The following is a 13146-nucleotide window of genomic DNA, read 5'->3' as shown; positions in this document are numbered from 1 at the left end:
CGAAGCCCTCCGGGAGACGGAAGAGGTGTTCGAGCGCTGCCGGGCGGCCGCGGTCGGGCGCATACTGGGGTCAATGACAAAGCCTGCTGCATCGAAGCGCCATCTGCCCACCAGCCCGTTCAAGGCTCCGGTCGCACCGCCGCCCAAGCAGTTCGCCGTGGGTGACCAGGTCACGCACGACGTGTACGGCCTCGGCCGGGTGATCGGCATCGAGGAGGGGATCGCGGTCCTCGTCGATTTCGGCTCGGCGCAACAGCGGATCCTCAGTCCGTACCCCAAGCTGACCAAGCTGTAGGACCCGCGGTGCCCTCTCACGGCACGCCGGCTTCCTCACGGCCCTGTAACGAATGGGAGTCCTCTCATCGACTCGACCTCGCTGTTCTCCGCTCCGGAAGGGGCGCCGCGCAGTTCCCTCGCGACCTCGCCGCCTCCGGCGGCGAACCCCTTCCAGGCACCGGACTTCGGAGACTTCGTGGAGTCCGCGGAGAACGACCACTTCCCGCTCGAGGACGTGCCGGAGTTCGTCCCCGAGCGCCGTTCGGCTCGGCGCAGGTCCGGCTAGCTTTCACCCGGGGCTGTCCGGCCCCGGCCCCGGTCTCACGAGCCGTGCGGGTCTTCGACGAGGACGGTCGGGGCCATGGCGCGGCTCGTGTCCAGGACGTGCGCCGTGCCGGCGGGACGCGTCCGGACGTGGCGTGCGCGATCGGCCCGGTGACGTCCCGCCACGCGGCGCGACGGTGTGCCGTGCCCGGTGGCCGTCGCCGGGCCCGGTGGGGATCGACCGCGGCCGACGGTGCCGCCCGGCGGTGACGTCCGGGACGCCACGCGTCCCGCCGGTGTGCGGACCGTCGTCGCTCGGTCGGCACGCGGGTCCGTCGTCCGGCCGGTGACCGCCCGCGCGACCTCGACCCGAGCGGGGCGCGGACCGCGCGAACGCCCGCCCACAGCATCGCAAACTCCCTCTCCGCGCCGACCGCCGGCCGCGCCGTGATCACTCCGGCGGGCTGGTGGACCTGCGCCCGCTCCGGCTCTCCCCCCGCTCCGGCTCTGCGCCCGGTCCGGCTTCGCGCCCGCCGGCCGCGTCACGACTCTCCGGGTGTCCGAAGGAACGCGGTCCCGGCCGGCTGCCGGTCCGACGGAAGCGCCGCCCGATGCGGTCCGGCGCGGTCACGGTCGGCGGAGCCGTGCGGAGCCCGCTCGGGGCGGCCGTGCTCCTCCGGTACGGGTTCGCCGTCCCCGGGGCGCCGTACCGGCACGCCGGGTTCCGGCGACCGCCTCAGCAGGCGCCGTCGGTCTTGAGCAGGTGTTTCTCCGCCCAGCGGCCCAGTTCCTGGAGGGCGGGGTCCAAGGCGGCCCCGGCGTCGGTCAGGCGGTACGAGACGCGGAGCGGCGGGCCCTCGTCGACCTCGCGCACCACGAGACCGGCGGCGCTCAGTTCGGTCAGGCGGTCGGACAGCATGCGTTCGCTGATGCCGGGGATGCCGCGGCGCAGTTCGGCGAAGTAGACCGGGCCCTGCATCAGCGCGGCCACGATCATGCCCGTCCAGCGCTTGCCGAGCAGCCCGAAGACGCTGGTGATGCCGTCGCCGACGCGGCTGCACGCCCTCGGCTCGTGATCCGTCCTCGTGTCCGCCATGCCCCCAGAGTACCGCCCTGTCGTTCGGGGATGAAAAAAAGTAAGTAGCTATGTTATTAGTTGTCACGTAGTTATTGATAGCCGCGTACGGAAACGTATCCCGACCTTGGAGTGCCCCATGGCCACGTTGCTGCATCTGGACTCGTCACTGTTCCCCGCCTCCGCCTCCGCGTCGCGCGCGGTGACGGAGGCCTTCCGCAAGGCGTGGGAGGAGCAGCACCCGCAGGGCACCGTGAACTACCGCGACCTCTCCGCGGAGCCCGTCCCGCACCTGGACGCCCTCACCGCCTCGGCCGGCTTCGCCGACCCGGCCACCCACACCCCGGAACAGGCCGCGGCGTTCGCCGAGCGGCTGAAGCTGGTGGAGGAGCTGGAGGAGGCGGACGCCGTGCTGATCGGCGCCCCGATGTACAACTTCACCATCCCCTCGACCCTCAAGGCCTGGATGGACCAGGTCCTCCTGATGGGCCGCACGGCCGGACCCGACTCGACCCTCAAGGGCCTCCCGATCGTCGTCGTCGCCAGCCGGGGCGGCTCCTACGCGCCGGGCACCCCGCGCGAGGGCTACGAGTACGTGCAGAACTACCTCCGGGCCGTCCTGGTCGACATGGCCGGCGCCGAGGTCGACTTCATCGTGCCCGAGCTGACCATGGCCGCCACCAACCCCGCGATGGCGGACCTCGTCCCCCTCGCGGAGGCGTCCCGCGAGCAGGCGCTGGCCGCCGCCGCCGAGAAGGCCGAGCAGCTCGCCGCCCGCGTCGCCGCCTGAGGTCTCCCGTCCGGACCGGACCGCAGGACGGCGACCCGGCCGAGGCGGCTCGGCTGTTCGGCCCCGGCCCGCGGGGGAGTCGCCGAGACTGGGCGCATGGAGTTCTTCTGTCATCACCGTGACCGGCCCGGCTCTCTCGCCCTGCGCACCGAGTTGGTGGAGGAGCACTGGTCCTACATGGACCGGTACGAGGCTGAGCTGATCGCCCGCGGGCCGACCTTCGACGAGGGCGTGCTCAGCGGCAGCGTGCACATCGTCGACCTGCCGGACCCGGCCGCCGCGCGGGCGTTCGCGTTCGACGAGCCGGGCTACCAGGCCGGGGCCTACCGGGACGTGCTGCTGCGGCGGTGGCGCAACCTGCTGGGGCGCACGATGTGGGACTTCCCCGGCGGCCGGGACGGGGGCGAGCGGTACCTGGTCCTCGGGCTCGGCGCGGAGGAGGCCGCCGATCTCGACGTACCGGACGACCGCGACGAGCTGATCGCGTACGGCCCGCTGCTGTCCGACGACGGCGGCACCTGGCTCGGGACGGCGGTGCTGCTCCGCGCCCCGGGCCCCGACGCGGCACGGGCCGTGCTGACCCCGGACCGGTACGCCGACATCGAGGTCCACGAGTGGGAGTTCGGGGGGCGGCGGTCCTGACCCCGCCCCCGGACCCCGGCGGGTGGCCGCGGGGGCGTTGTCAGTGGTGGCGCCTACCGTGGTGGGTGATGGCACAGGCATGGAAGTGCGCGGGGCTGCGCTGGTCGGGGGCCGGCCCCGAGCTGCTGTGGGACGGGGGACGCCGCAGCCCGCTGTCGTGGGGGAAGCGGGTCGCCTTCGGGGTCGCGGAGGGGGGTGTGCGGGCGTGTACGGGGGCTCGGGGACACGCCTGCCCGGTGCGGGCGGCCGTGCCGGCCCGCAGCACGGGGGCGCGCTGCGAGGAGTGCGGGCGGCTGGACCGGGCGCACTCCGTCGCCGCGGACGGTGTCGCCGACGACCCGCGGCCGTACCGCGTGTACCTGGCCTGGTTCGGGCCCGGCCTGGTCAAGGTGGGGATCACCGCGGCCGGGCGGGGGTCGGCGCGGCTGCTGGAGCAGGGTGCCGTCTCCTTCAGCTGGCTCGGCACCGGTCCCCTGATGGCCGCCCGGCGCACGGAGGAACTGCTGCGGGCCGCGCTGCGCGTCCCGGACCGGGTCCCGTACGCCGAGAAGCGGGCCGTACGGGCCGAGTTGCCGCGGCACGAGGGGGAACGGGCCCTGGAGATCCGTGAGCTGCACGCCAGGGCGGTCGGACTCGGCGGCTGGCCCGAGTCGTTGGCGCGGGAGCCCTTCCGAGCCGTCGATCACGTGGGGGTCTTCGGCCTCGCGGGGGCACCGGCGGCCGTCGGCGCGGTGAGCGAGCTGACCGCCGGAGGCGTGGTGAGCGGGGAACTGGTCGCCGCCGCCGGCCCGGATCTGCATCTGGCGACGGCGGCGGGAGTCGTCGTGCTGGACACCCGGCTGATGCGGGGCTGGGAGCTCGTCCCGGCCGGGGGGACGGACGAAGTGAAGGTGCCGGTGCGGGAGTTCAGAAAGGCGACGGGGCATCTCCAGGACGAGCTGTTCTGAGGGCTGAGCCGCCCGTGACAGCCCCGCGATCCGGCCCGCCCGGCCGCCGCCCCGCGACACGCCCCCGCCGCCCCGCGACGCGCTCCATCCCCGCCCCGCCCTCCCCCCTCCGTTTTGCCGAACCGGCAAGTCCCCTCGCCCCGTTCCGGACCGTCCCCGCAGGATGCCGGTGACGGAGCTTCGCCCGGGCGGGGCTCCACCGGACGGGGGCCGCCCCGTGACCGGGCGGCCCGGCACCTTCCGGGCCCGGACTTCTGGAGCTCTCATGTCGCAGCAGACCTTGGACGTCACCCACCGGACCGTTCCCTCCCCCGCGGGCCGGATCCATCTCGTGGAGCAGGGCACCGGCCCGCTGGTGCTCCTCGTGCACGGATTCCCCGAGTCCTGGTACTCCTGGCGCCACCAGTTGCCCGCCCTCGCGGCCGCCGGACACCGCGCGGTCGCCCTCGACGTCAGGGGGTACGGCCGTTCCTCCCGGCCCGCCGCCCCGGAGGCGTACCGCATGCGGGAGCTGGTCGAGGACAACGCCGCCGTGGTGCGCGCCCTCGGCGAGGAGCGCGCGGTGGTCGTCGGCCACGACTGGGGCTCGTCCATCGCCGCCCACTCCGCACTGCTCCGCCCGGACGTCTTCCGCGCGGTCGGCCTGCTCGGCGTCCCCTACACGCCCCGTGGCGGACCGCGGCCCAGCGAGGTCTTCGCGCGGACGGCGGGCGCGCAGGAGGAGTTCTACGTCTCCTACTTCCAGGAGCCCGGCCGGGCCGAGGCCGAGATCGAGCCCGACGTACGCGGCTGGCTCGCCGGGTTCTACGCGGCCCTGTCCGCCGACACCATGCCCGCCCCCGACGCGCCGAGCCCGTACTTCGTGCCCCGCGGCGGACGGATGCGCGACCGCTTCCCCGCCGGCCGGCTGCCCGGCTGGCTCACCGAGGAGGAACTCGACCTCTGCGCGGCGGAGTTCGAGCGGACCGGGCTGAGCGGGGCGCTGGCCCGCTACCGGAACATGGACCGGGACTGGGAGGACCTCGCCGACCACGACGGCGCCCCCGTCGTCCAGCCGTCCCTGTTCGTCGCCGGTCGCCTGGACGCCTCCACCACCTGGCTCGCCGACGCGATCGACGCCCACGCCACCACCCTGCCCGGCCTGGTCTCCTCCCACCTGCTCGACGGCTGCGGCCACTGGATCCAGCAGGAGCGGCCCGGGGAGGTCAACCGCCTCCTCGTCGAGTGGCTCGCCGCCCTCCCGGACTGAGCCCCGGGCGGGCGCCGGACCGGACGGGTCTCCTCAGGCGACTCCCAGGAGCGCACAGGAACCCCCAAGGGGCCGCCGCGCGGAGTCCGGCGCCTCACAGGATCGCCCCGGCCGCGCGACCGGGGCGAACGCGGACGGACGGGCCGCCGGCCCGCGCCCGCACCGCGCTTCCCTGAGAGGTTCCTGTGTGTTTCTCAGGGAAATCACAGACGGTGGAAAGCGTGTTCTCAGAGGACCCCGACATGGTGTCCTGCATGACCACGACCTCGCCCCAGGGGCGCACCGAACTGCTGAGGCCGGACGGGAGCCCCGTCCGAGTGCTTGTGGTGGACGACGAGTTGTCGATCACCGAACTGCTGTCCATGGCCCTGCGCTACGAGGGATGGCAGATCCGCAGCGCCGGTGACGGCACGGGCGCCATCCAGACCGCCCGCGAGTTCCGGCCCGACGCCGTCGTCCTGGACATGATGCTGCCCGACATGGACGGGCTGACCGTCCTCGGACGGCTGCGCCGCGAGCAGCCGGACGTCCCCGTCCTGTTCCTCACCGCCAAGGACGCCGTCGAGGACCGGATCGCCGGCCTCACCGCCGGCGGCGACGACTACGTCACCAAGCCGTTCTCCCTGGAGGAGGTCGTGGCCCGGCTGCGCGGGCTCATCCGCCGCTCCGGCGCCGCCGACCGCCGCTCCGAGTCGGTGCTCGTCGTCGGCGACCTCAGCCTGGACGAGGACAGCCACGAGGTCTCGCGGGGCGGCGACAACATCCACCTCACCGCCACCGAGTTCGAACTGCTGCGCTTCCTGATGCGCAACCCGCGGCGGGTGCTCAGCAAGGCCCAGATACTGGACCGCGTGTGGTCGTACGACTTCGGCGGCCAGGCCAACGTGGTCGAGCTGTACATCTCGTACCTGCGGCGCAAGATCGACGCGGGGCGCGAGCCGATGATCCACACGCGGCGCGGCGCCGGTTACCTGATCAAGCCCGCGGCGTCATGAGCGGGCGACGACGGCCGCGTGCGCAGAGGCGAGCGGGCAAGCCCCGCAAACCCCGCACCCTGCGGACCCGGCTCGTCGTGGCGTCGGTGGTGCTGATCGCGGTGGTCTGCGCGGTGATCGGCACGGTGACGACACTGGCCCTGCGGTCACATCTGTACGAGCAGCTGGGCGACCAGGTCGTCGAGGCCGGCAAGCGGCTGTCGGGACCGCCGTTCGGCCGGGACGGCGAGAAGAACACCCTGGTGGAGGACCGGGTCGACGGCTTCGTCACCAACGGTCCGACGCAGGAACGGACCGTGGCCGCGGAGGTCGCCGCCGACGGCACGGTCTCCAGGGCCGTCGTCGCCGAGCGGGTGTCCGACGACATCCGTCAGCGGATGAACGCCACCGCGCTGAGCGCGTCCCAACGGGCCGCGTTCGAGGGCGTGCCCGTGACCGGCACCCACACCGTGACCCTTCCGGGCCTCGGCGACTACCTCGTGACGTACGTGCCCGGCGACGACGGCTCCGGCTACTACGTCGCCCTGCCCACCGCCGCCGTCGACAGCACCATCAACACGCTGATCCTCGTGGAGATCAGCGTCACCGCAGCCGGTCTCGGTGCCGCCGTCATCGCCGGCTACGTGCTCGTCGGGCTCGCCACCCGCCCCCTGCGCAAGGTCGCCGCCACCGCCACCCGGGTCTCCGAACTCCCCCTGCACACCGGCGAGGTCAACCTCTCCGAGCGGGTCCCCGCCTCCGAGACCGACCCGCACACCGAGGTCGGCCAGGTCGGCGCCGCCCTCAACCGGATGCTGAACCACGTCCACGGCGCCCTGCACGCCCGCCAGGAGAGCGAGATGCGGGTCCGCCAGTTCGTCGCGGACGCCAGCCACGAACTCAGGACCCCCCTGGCCTCCATCAGGGGGTACGCCGAACTGACCCGTCGCGGACGCGAGCAGGTCGGGCCCGACACCCGGCACGCGCTGGGCCGGATCGAGTCCGAGGCCGGCCGGATGACCTTCCTCGTGGAGGACCTGCTGCTGCTCGCCCGCCTCGACGCGGGCCGCCCGCTCCAGTTCGAGCAGACCGACCTCGTCCCCCTCGTCATCGACACCATCAGCGACGCCCGCGCCGCCGGACCCGACCATGTGTGGCGCCTCGAACTCCCCGAGGAGCCGGCCCTCGTGTCCGCCGACTCGGCGCGTCTGCAGCAGGTCCTCGTCAACCTGCTCGCCAACGCCCGCACCCACACACCGCCGGGTACGACCGTCACCGCGCGCGTGCAGCGGCGCGGTCCGTGGCTGTGCGTGGACGTCCAGGACAACGGCCAGGGCATCCCGCCGGACCTGCTCCCGCGCGTCTTCGAACGGTTCGCCCGCGGTGATTCGGCGCGCTCCCGTGCCACCGGCTCGACCGGCCTGGGCCTCGCCATCGTGGAGGCCGTCGCGACCGCGCACGGTGGTGCCGTGACCGTCGACAGCGTGCCCGGACGGACCGTCTTCACCGTGCACCTGCCCGCCCTCGCCCCCGCCGTGCCCCGGCCCGCGCCCGAAACGAACTGGCAACGGGACTCACAGGGCCAGCACAGGGCCGGCACATGGGTGCAACAGGGCGCCTGACGAGAGTCGTCGACATGCGAACCGACTCTTCTCCCGGCACCCTGCCGGCGCGGGAGCACCTCCCGGCCGACACCGCCGGTACGCCTGTCCTGGACGTAGTGATCCCCGTCTACAACGAGGAGAAGGACCTCCAGCCCTGCGTGCGCAGACTGCACGACCATCTGACGCGGACGTTCCCCTACCCGTTCCGCATCACCATCGCGGACAACGCGTCGACGGACAGCACCCCCGACGTGGCGCGGCTGCTGGAGACGCGGGTCCCGGAGGTGCGGTCCGTCCGCCTGGAGCAGAAGGGCCGCGGCCGGGCGCTGCGGACCGTCTGGTCGGCCTCGGACGCCCCGATCCTCGCGTACATGGACGTCGACCTGTCCACCGACCTCAACGCGCTGCTGCCGCTGGTGGCACCGCTGATCTCGGGCCACTCCGACCTGGCGATCGGCTCCCGGCTGGCCCGCAGCTCGCGGGTGGTGCGCGGGGCCAAGCGGGAGTTCATCTCCCGCTCCTACAACCTGATCCTGCGCGGCTCGCTCCAGGCCCGCTTCTCGGACGCCCAGTGCGGCTTCAAGGCGATCCGCCGCGACGTGGCGCAACTTCTGCTCCCGCTGGTGGAAGACACCGGCTGGTTCTTCGACACTGAGATGCTGGTGCTCGCCGAACGAGCCGGCCTCCGTATCCACGAGGTGCCGGTCGACTGGGTCGACGACCCGGACTCCACGGTGCACATCGTGAAGACGGCGACCGACGACCTGAAAGGGGTATGGCGCGTGGGCCGGGCGCTGGCCACCGGTTCGCTTCCCCTGGACCGGCTGACCAGGCCGTTCGGCGACGATCCCCGCGACCGCGAGATCATGGACGTACCCAAGGGCCTGGCCCGTCAGCTCGTCGGCTTCTGTGTCGTCGGTGGCCTGTCCACCCTCTTCTACCTGCTGCTCTACAGCGGCTTCCGGCAGTTCTCCGGCTCCCAGACGGCCAACGCGCTCGCGCTGCTCGTCTCCGCGGTCGCCAACACCGCCGCCAACCGCCGGCTCACCTTCGGGGTGCGCGGCCGGACCGGTGCCGTCCGCCACCAGGCGCAGGGACTCGTCGTCTTCGGCATCGGCCTCGCGCTGACCAGCGGTTCGCTCGTCGCGCTCGACGCGGCGACGTCCGACCCGGCGCACGCCACCGAACTGGCCGTCCTCGTCGCCGCCAACCTCGCGGCGACCGTGCTGCGCTTCCTCCTCTTCCGCGCCTGGGTGTTCCCGGACCGGCGGGGCGACGCGGAGCCCCCGGCCCCGTCCCAGCCCCTGGGGCGGACCGCCGCCTCACCGACGTACCCCGCGCCCGGTCCGCTCCCGCAGCGGCCGCACCCCCACGCCCAGCACCCCCACGCGCCGCACCCCCCCACCCCGCCGCACGACAGCGGCACGCACCAGTTCCGCGCCGGCGAAGCCGCGGACGGCACCGTGGGGGTGCCCCCGCTCGAGCGAAGCCGAGAGTGGGGGAGGGACGCCACCATGCGGCTGCAGCCGGTGCGCCCCCACGACACCGATCCGGGGGACGCCCGATGACCACCCACCTCGACGACACCGCGCGGACGGCCGACGCGGCCGCGCCGGCCATCTGGAGCACGCCCGGGACCGCACTGCCCGCGGCGCCGCGGGAACCGGACGCCCCCGCCCCCGGCGCGGGAGAGCCGAAGCAGCCCCTCGCCCGCAGACTGTGGCGCGGCCGGCCCGAGGACCCCCGCTGGGCGCGCCCGGCCCTCCTCGGCCTGCTGCTCGCCACCTGCGCCCTGTACCTCTACAACCTGAGCGCCTCCGGTTACGCGAACTCCTTCTACTCCGCGGCCGTGCAGGCCGGCAGCCAGAGCTGGAAGGCGTTCTTCTTCGGCTCGCTGGACTCGGCCAACGCCATCACCGTCGACAAGCCGCCGGCCGCGCTGTGGCCGATGGCGCTGTCCGTGCGGATCTTCGGCCTGAACTCGTGGGCGATCCTCGTCCCCGAGGTGCTGATGGGCGTCGGCTCGGTCGCCGTCGTGTACGCCTCCGTGCGCCGCCGCTTCAGCCCCGCCTCGGGCCTGATCGCGGGCACCGTGCTCGCACTCACCCCGGTCGCCGCGCTGATGTTCCGGTTCGACAACCCGGACGCCATGCTGGCCCTGCTGATGGCCACGGCCTGCTGCCTCGTGGTTCGCGCCCTGGAGGACGGCCGCACGAAGTGGCTGGTGTGGGCCGGTGTCGCGATCGGCTTCGCGTTCCTCGCCAAGACCCTCCAGGCCTTCCTGATCCTGCCGCCGCTGGCGATCGTGTACGCCGTCTGCGCGCCGGTCCCGCTGCGGAGGCGCTTCGCGCAGCTGGCCCTGGCGACGGCCGCGCTGGTCGTCTCCGGCGGCTGGTGGGTCGCGATCGTCGAGCTGTGGCCCGCCTCCTCCCGCCCGTACATCGGCGGCTCGCAGAACAACTCCTTCCTGGAGCTGACCTTCGGCTACAACGGGCTCGGCCGCCTCAGCGGCGACGAGACCGGCAGTGTCGGCGGTGGCGGTGGTGGCGGCACCGGTCAGTGGGGTGAGACCGGCTGGGACCGGATGTTCAACTCCGAGATCGGCGCCCAGATCTCCTGGCTGCTGCCCGCCGCGCTGATCCTGCTGGTCGCGGGCCTGGTGGCCACGCGCAAGCGGAAGCGGACCTCCGTGACCAGGGGCGCGTTCCTGGTCTGGGGCGGCTCGCTGCTGATCACCACGGTGGTCTTCAGCTACATGGCGGGCATCTTCCACCAGTACTACACGATCGCGCTGGCCCCCTACCTGGCCGCAGTGATCGGCATGGGCGCAGGCCTCCTGTGGGAGAGGCGGACCGGGATCTGGGCGTCGCTCACCCTCGCCGCCGCCTCGGTGGCCGCCGCGACCTGGGGATACGTCCTGCTCAACCGCACCCCGGATCACCTGCCCTGGCTGAAGTGGCTGGTGCTGGTCGGCGGTCTGACGGGCGCGCTCGGCCTGGTCTTCGCCGGCCGGCTGACCCGGCGGCTCGCCCTCGCGGCGGCGGCCGTGAGCATGGTCGCGGCGCTGGCCGGACCGACGGCGTACACGCTGAGCACCGTGAACTCCGCGCACACCGGATCCATCCCGACGGCGGGCCCGGCCGGCGCGTCCATGATGGGCGGCGGCCGGGGCGGTCCCGGCGGCGGCGGCATGCCCGGCCAGCAGGGCCAGGGTCAGGGCCGGCAGAACGGCGGCTTCCCCGGCGGCGGCATGCCCGGCCGGCAGAACGGCAACGGCGGCACACAGGGCCAGGGGCAGGGTCAGGGCCAGACCGCCCCCGGCGGACAGACCGACGGCGGCGGCCCGGCGGGCGGCGGTGGAGGCGGCATGGGCGGCCTCATCAACGGTGCCACCGTCACCGACGAGGCCAAGAAGCTGCTGGACACCGACTCCGACATGTACACCTGGGCCGCGGCGGCCATCGGCTCCCAGAACGCCGCGAGCTACCAGCTGGCCACCGGCGACCCGGTGATGGCCATCGGCGGCTTCAACGGCACCGACCCGTCCCCGACACTTGCGCAGTTCAAGCAGTACGTCGCCGACGGCAGGATCCACTACTTCATCAGCAGCGGATCCGGCGGCGGCACGGGCGGCGGCGCCGACGGCACGTCCGCACAGGTCACCGAGTGGATCGAGGCCAACTTCAAGCAGGTCACGGTCGGTTCGGCCACGTTCTACGACCTGACGCAGGAGGCGGCCGGCTGAGGTCCGGCAGGTGGCACGGGGGAGGGGCGGTGACCGCGGTCACCGCCCCTTTCCGCGTGGTGCGCCGGGGCCGTGCCGCCGGGCGGACCGGTGGCGGCGGTGCCGCGCCGCGCTGCCGCGCCGCGGGCCCGCGGCCTTGAAGGCCCGGCCGCCACCTAGCATCGTCATCAGGAGTGACCCGGAGAACCCCCAGGAAGGTGCGCCATGGCGAAGGCTGGCGAGCAGGCCGGGCGGACCAGCGTGTGGCTGGAGGGCAAGGCGCGCCGGGGGCGGGGCGGGAGCCAGCCGTCGGGGCTCGACCGGGACCGGATCACCGGGGTCACGGTACGGCTGCTGGACGCGGAGGGACTGGACCGGTTCTCCATGCGCCGCCTGGCGGCCGAGCTGAACGTGACGGCGATGTCCGTCTACTGGTACGTCGACACCAAGGACGACCTGCTGGAACTCGCCCTGGACGCGGCCTTCGGCGAACTGGAACTGCCCGACCCGGAGGCGGCGGGCGAGGACTGGCGCGAGCAACTGCGGGCACTGGCGTCGGCGTACCGGGCGCTGCTGGTGCGACACCCGTGGCTGTCGCCGCTGGCCGGACGGTACCTCAACATCGGACCGAACTCCCTGGTCTTCTCCCGCACGGTCCAGCGGGTGGTCCGCCGCACGGGCCTGCCCGACCACCGCATCACGAGCGCGATCGCGGCGGTCTTCCAGTTCGTGTACGGCTACGGCACGATCGAGGGCCACTTCTTCGGCCGGGTCGCGGACGCGGGCATGACCCCGGACGAGTACTTCCAGCACTCCCTGAGCGAGGTGACCGAGGCGCCGCGGACCGCCGAGGTCGTCGAGGAGTCCAGGACCCTCATGGCGGCCCGCGGCGGCGACACGGTCGCGGAGATGCTGGACCGCGACTTCACCTTCGCCCTGGACCTGCTGGTCGCGGGCATCGAGGCGATGGTGGAACGCGGCTGAGACCGCGTCGGACTCCGTCCGCCGACCGGGGCGGTAGCGGTGGTCAGTCCTGGGGTGCGAGTCGTGCCGGGAAGCCGCCGGTGGCGACGGGGCCCCAGCGCTCGGGCGTGACCCGGATGATCGACTTGCCCTGCTTCACCATCGCCGCCCGGTATTCGTCCCAGTCGGGGTGCTCGCCGGCGATGTTGCGGTAGTACTCGACCAGCGCCTCGACGGAGTCGGGCGAGTCGATGACCTCGGCGGTGCCGTCGACCTGGACCCAGGGCCCGTTCCAGTCGTCGCTCAGCACGAGCACGCTGACCCGCTCGTCCCGCTTGGCGTTGCGCGTCTTGGCCCGCTCCGGGTAGGTGGACACGACGATCCGGCCCGAGTCGTCGACCCCGCAGGTCAGCGGGGAGGCCTGGGGGCTGCCGTCGGCGCGCCGGGTGATGAGGACCGCGCGGTGCCGGGGACGTACGAAGTCCAGCAGCTCGTCGAGGGAGACGGACGTGTTGGTCGCGATGTTCGGTGCCATGGGGCCAGCGTAGGCGCCGGGGCGGCGCGGGGGCGGGGACCGAGGCCGACCCTGCCGTGCCCACGCCCACGCGCATGTCCTTGCCCGCGCCCTTGCCCGCGCC

At 73.5% G+C, this 13146-nt stretch carries 12 protein-coding genes; 10 read left to right on the top strand and 2 right to left on the bottom strand.

All coding sequences use genetic code 11. The features are described from left to right. Positions 1–73 precede the first annotated feature (73 nt). Positions 74–295 (top strand): hypothetical protein, encoded by a 222-nt coding sequence (locus tag AB0N31_RS22775; RefSeq protein ID WP_363090880.1) that lies wholly within the window; start codon positions 74–76, stop codon positions 293–295. A 981-nt stretch (positions 296–1276) separates the two neighbouring features. On the opposite strand, the gene AB0N31_RS22770 is transcribed toward AB0N31_RS22775, so the two are convergent. After that, the gene (locus AB0N31_RS22770; RefSeq protein WP_366060218.1) at positions 1277–1636 is read right to left on the bottom strand and encodes a helix-turn-helix domain-containing protein; all 360 of its coding nucleotides are present in this window, start codon (positions 1634–1636) and stop codon (positions 1277–1279) included. A 118-nt stretch (positions 1637–1754) separates the two neighbouring features. On the opposite strand from AB0N31_RS22770, the gene AB0N31_RS22765 reads away from it, so the two are divergent. The 9 genes from AB0N31_RS22765 to AB0N31_RS22725 all read left to right on the top strand — a co-directional run bounded on the left by AB0N31_RS22765 (position 1755) and on the right by AB0N31_RS22725 (position 12529). Then, a complete protein-coding gene (locus AB0N31_RS22765; RefSeq protein WP_366060217.1) occupies positions 1755–2405 on the top strand; it encodes an NAD(P)H-dependent oxidoreductase in 651 nt (216 codons plus the stop codon). Between the two features lie 96 nt (positions 2406–2501). Then, positions 2502–3047, top strand: a complete 546-nt coding sequence (locus AB0N31_RS22760) for a YciI family protein (RefSeq protein WP_366060216.1) — start codon at positions 2502–2504, stop codon at positions 3045–3047. Positions 3048–3115: 68 nt separating this feature from the next. After that, positions 3116–3994 carry a DUF2797 domain-containing protein gene (locus AB0N31_RS22755; RefSeq protein ID WP_366060215.1) on the top strand — a complete coding sequence of 293 codons (879 nt, stop codon included), beginning with the start codon at positions 3116–3118 and terminating at the stop codon, positions 3992–3994. 265 nt (positions 3995–4259) lie between these two features. Continuing rightward, on the top strand, positions 4260–5243 hold the full coding sequence (locus tag AB0N31_RS22750; protein ID WP_366060214.1) for an alpha/beta hydrolase: 984 nt from the start codon (positions 4260–4262) through the stop codon (positions 5241–5243). Between the two features lie 254 nt (positions 5244–5497). Continuing rightward, positions 5498–6238 carry a response regulator transcription factor gene (locus tag AB0N31_RS22745; RefSeq protein ID WP_366060213.1) on the top strand — a complete coding sequence of 247 codons (741 nt, stop codon included), beginning with the start codon at positions 5498–5500 and terminating at the stop codon, positions 6236–6238. After that, positions 6235–7839 carry a HAMP domain-containing sensor histidine kinase gene (locus AB0N31_RS22740; protein WP_366060212.1) on the top strand — a complete coding sequence of 535 codons (1605 nt, stop codon included), beginning with the start codon at positions 6235–6237 and terminating at the stop codon, positions 7837–7839. The genes AB0N31_RS22745 and AB0N31_RS22740 overlap by 4 nt, the downstream gene beginning before the upstream one ends. Positions 7840–7853: 14 nt before the next feature. Beyond that, entirely contained in the window at positions 7854–9389 is a 1536-nt protein-coding gene (locus AB0N31_RS22735; RefSeq protein WP_366060211.1) for a bifunctional glycosyltransferase family 2/GtrA family protein, read from the top strand. Further along, complete coding sequence (locus tag AB0N31_RS22730; RefSeq protein WP_366060210.1) at positions 9386–11566, top strand: glycosyltransferase family 39 protein; 2181 nt, start codon at positions 9386–9388, stop codon at positions 11564–11566. The genes AB0N31_RS22735 and AB0N31_RS22730 overlap by 4 nt, the downstream gene beginning before the upstream one ends. Before the next feature lie 204 nt (positions 11567–11770). Next, on the top strand, positions 11771–12529 hold the full coding sequence (locus AB0N31_RS22725; RefSeq protein WP_366060209.1) for a TetR/AcrR family transcriptional regulator: 759 nt from the start codon (positions 11771–11773) through the stop codon (positions 12527–12529). Between the two features lie 43 nt (positions 12530–12572). On the opposite strand, the gene AB0N31_RS22720 is transcribed toward AB0N31_RS22725, so the two are convergent. Further along, positions 12573–13043, bottom strand: coding sequence for a PPOX class F420-dependent oxidoreductase (locus AB0N31_RS22720; RefSeq protein ID WP_366060208.1), 471 nt, complete (start codon positions 13041–13043; stop codon positions 12573–12575). Positions 13044–13146 lie beyond the last annotated feature (103 nt).

It is taken from the genome of Streptomyces sp. NPDC051051 (assembly GCF_040682975.1).
Taxonomy (GTDB): Bacteria; Actinomycetota; Actinomycetes; order Streptomycetales; family Streptomycetaceae; genus Streptomyces.
Note: the sequence above shows the minus strand (reverse complement) of the source record. Positions and strands in the feature narration are given on the sequence as shown.

Bases quoted from the DNA above. Each gene is read 5' to 3' on its own strand.
- AB0N31_RS22775 (WP_363090880.1), top strand. From the start codon at position 74: ATGACAAAGCCTGCTGCATCGAAGCGCCATCTGCCCACCAGCCCGTTC.
- AB0N31_RS22770 (WP_366060218.1), bottom strand. From the start codon at position 1,636: ATGGCGGACACGAGGACGGATCACGAGCCGAGGGCGTGCAGCCGCGTC.
- AB0N31_RS22765 (WP_366060217.1), top strand. From the start codon at position 1,755: ATGGCCACGTTGCTGCATCTGGACTCGTCACTGTTCCCCGCCTCCGCC.
- AB0N31_RS22760 (WP_366060216.1), top strand. From the start codon at position 2,502: ATGGAGTTCTTCTGTCATCACCGTGACCGGCCCGGCTCTCTCGCCCTG.
- AB0N31_RS22755 (WP_366060215.1), top strand. From the start codon at position 3,116: ATGGCACAGGCATGGAAGTGCGCGGGGCTGCGCTGGTCGGGGGCCGGC.
- AB0N31_RS22750 (WP_366060214.1), top strand. From the start codon at position 4,260: ATGTCGCAGCAGACCTTGGACGTCACCCACCGGACCGTTCCCTCCCCC.
- AB0N31_RS22745 (WP_366060213.1), top strand. From the start codon at position 5,498: ATGACCACGACCTCGCCCCAGGGGCGCACCGAACTGCTGAGGCCGGAC.
- AB0N31_RS22740 (WP_366060212.1), top strand. From the start codon at position 6,235: ATGAGCGGGCGACGACGGCCGCGTGCGCAGAGGCGAGCGGGCAAGCCC.
- AB0N31_RS22735 (WP_366060211.1), top strand. From the start codon at position 7,854: ATGCGAACCGACTCTTCTCCCGGCACCCTGCCGGCGCGGGAGCACCTC.
- AB0N31_RS22730 (WP_366060210.1), top strand. From the start codon at position 9,386: ATGACCACCCACCTCGACGACACCGCGCGGACGGCCGACGCGGCCGCG.
- AB0N31_RS22725 (WP_366060209.1), top strand. From the start codon at position 11,771: ATGGCGAAGGCTGGCGAGCAGGCCGGGCGGACCAGCGTGTGGCTGGAG.
- AB0N31_RS22720 (WP_366060208.1), bottom strand. From the start codon at position 13,043: ATGGCACCGAACATCGCGACCAACACGTCCGTCTCCCTCGACGAGCTG.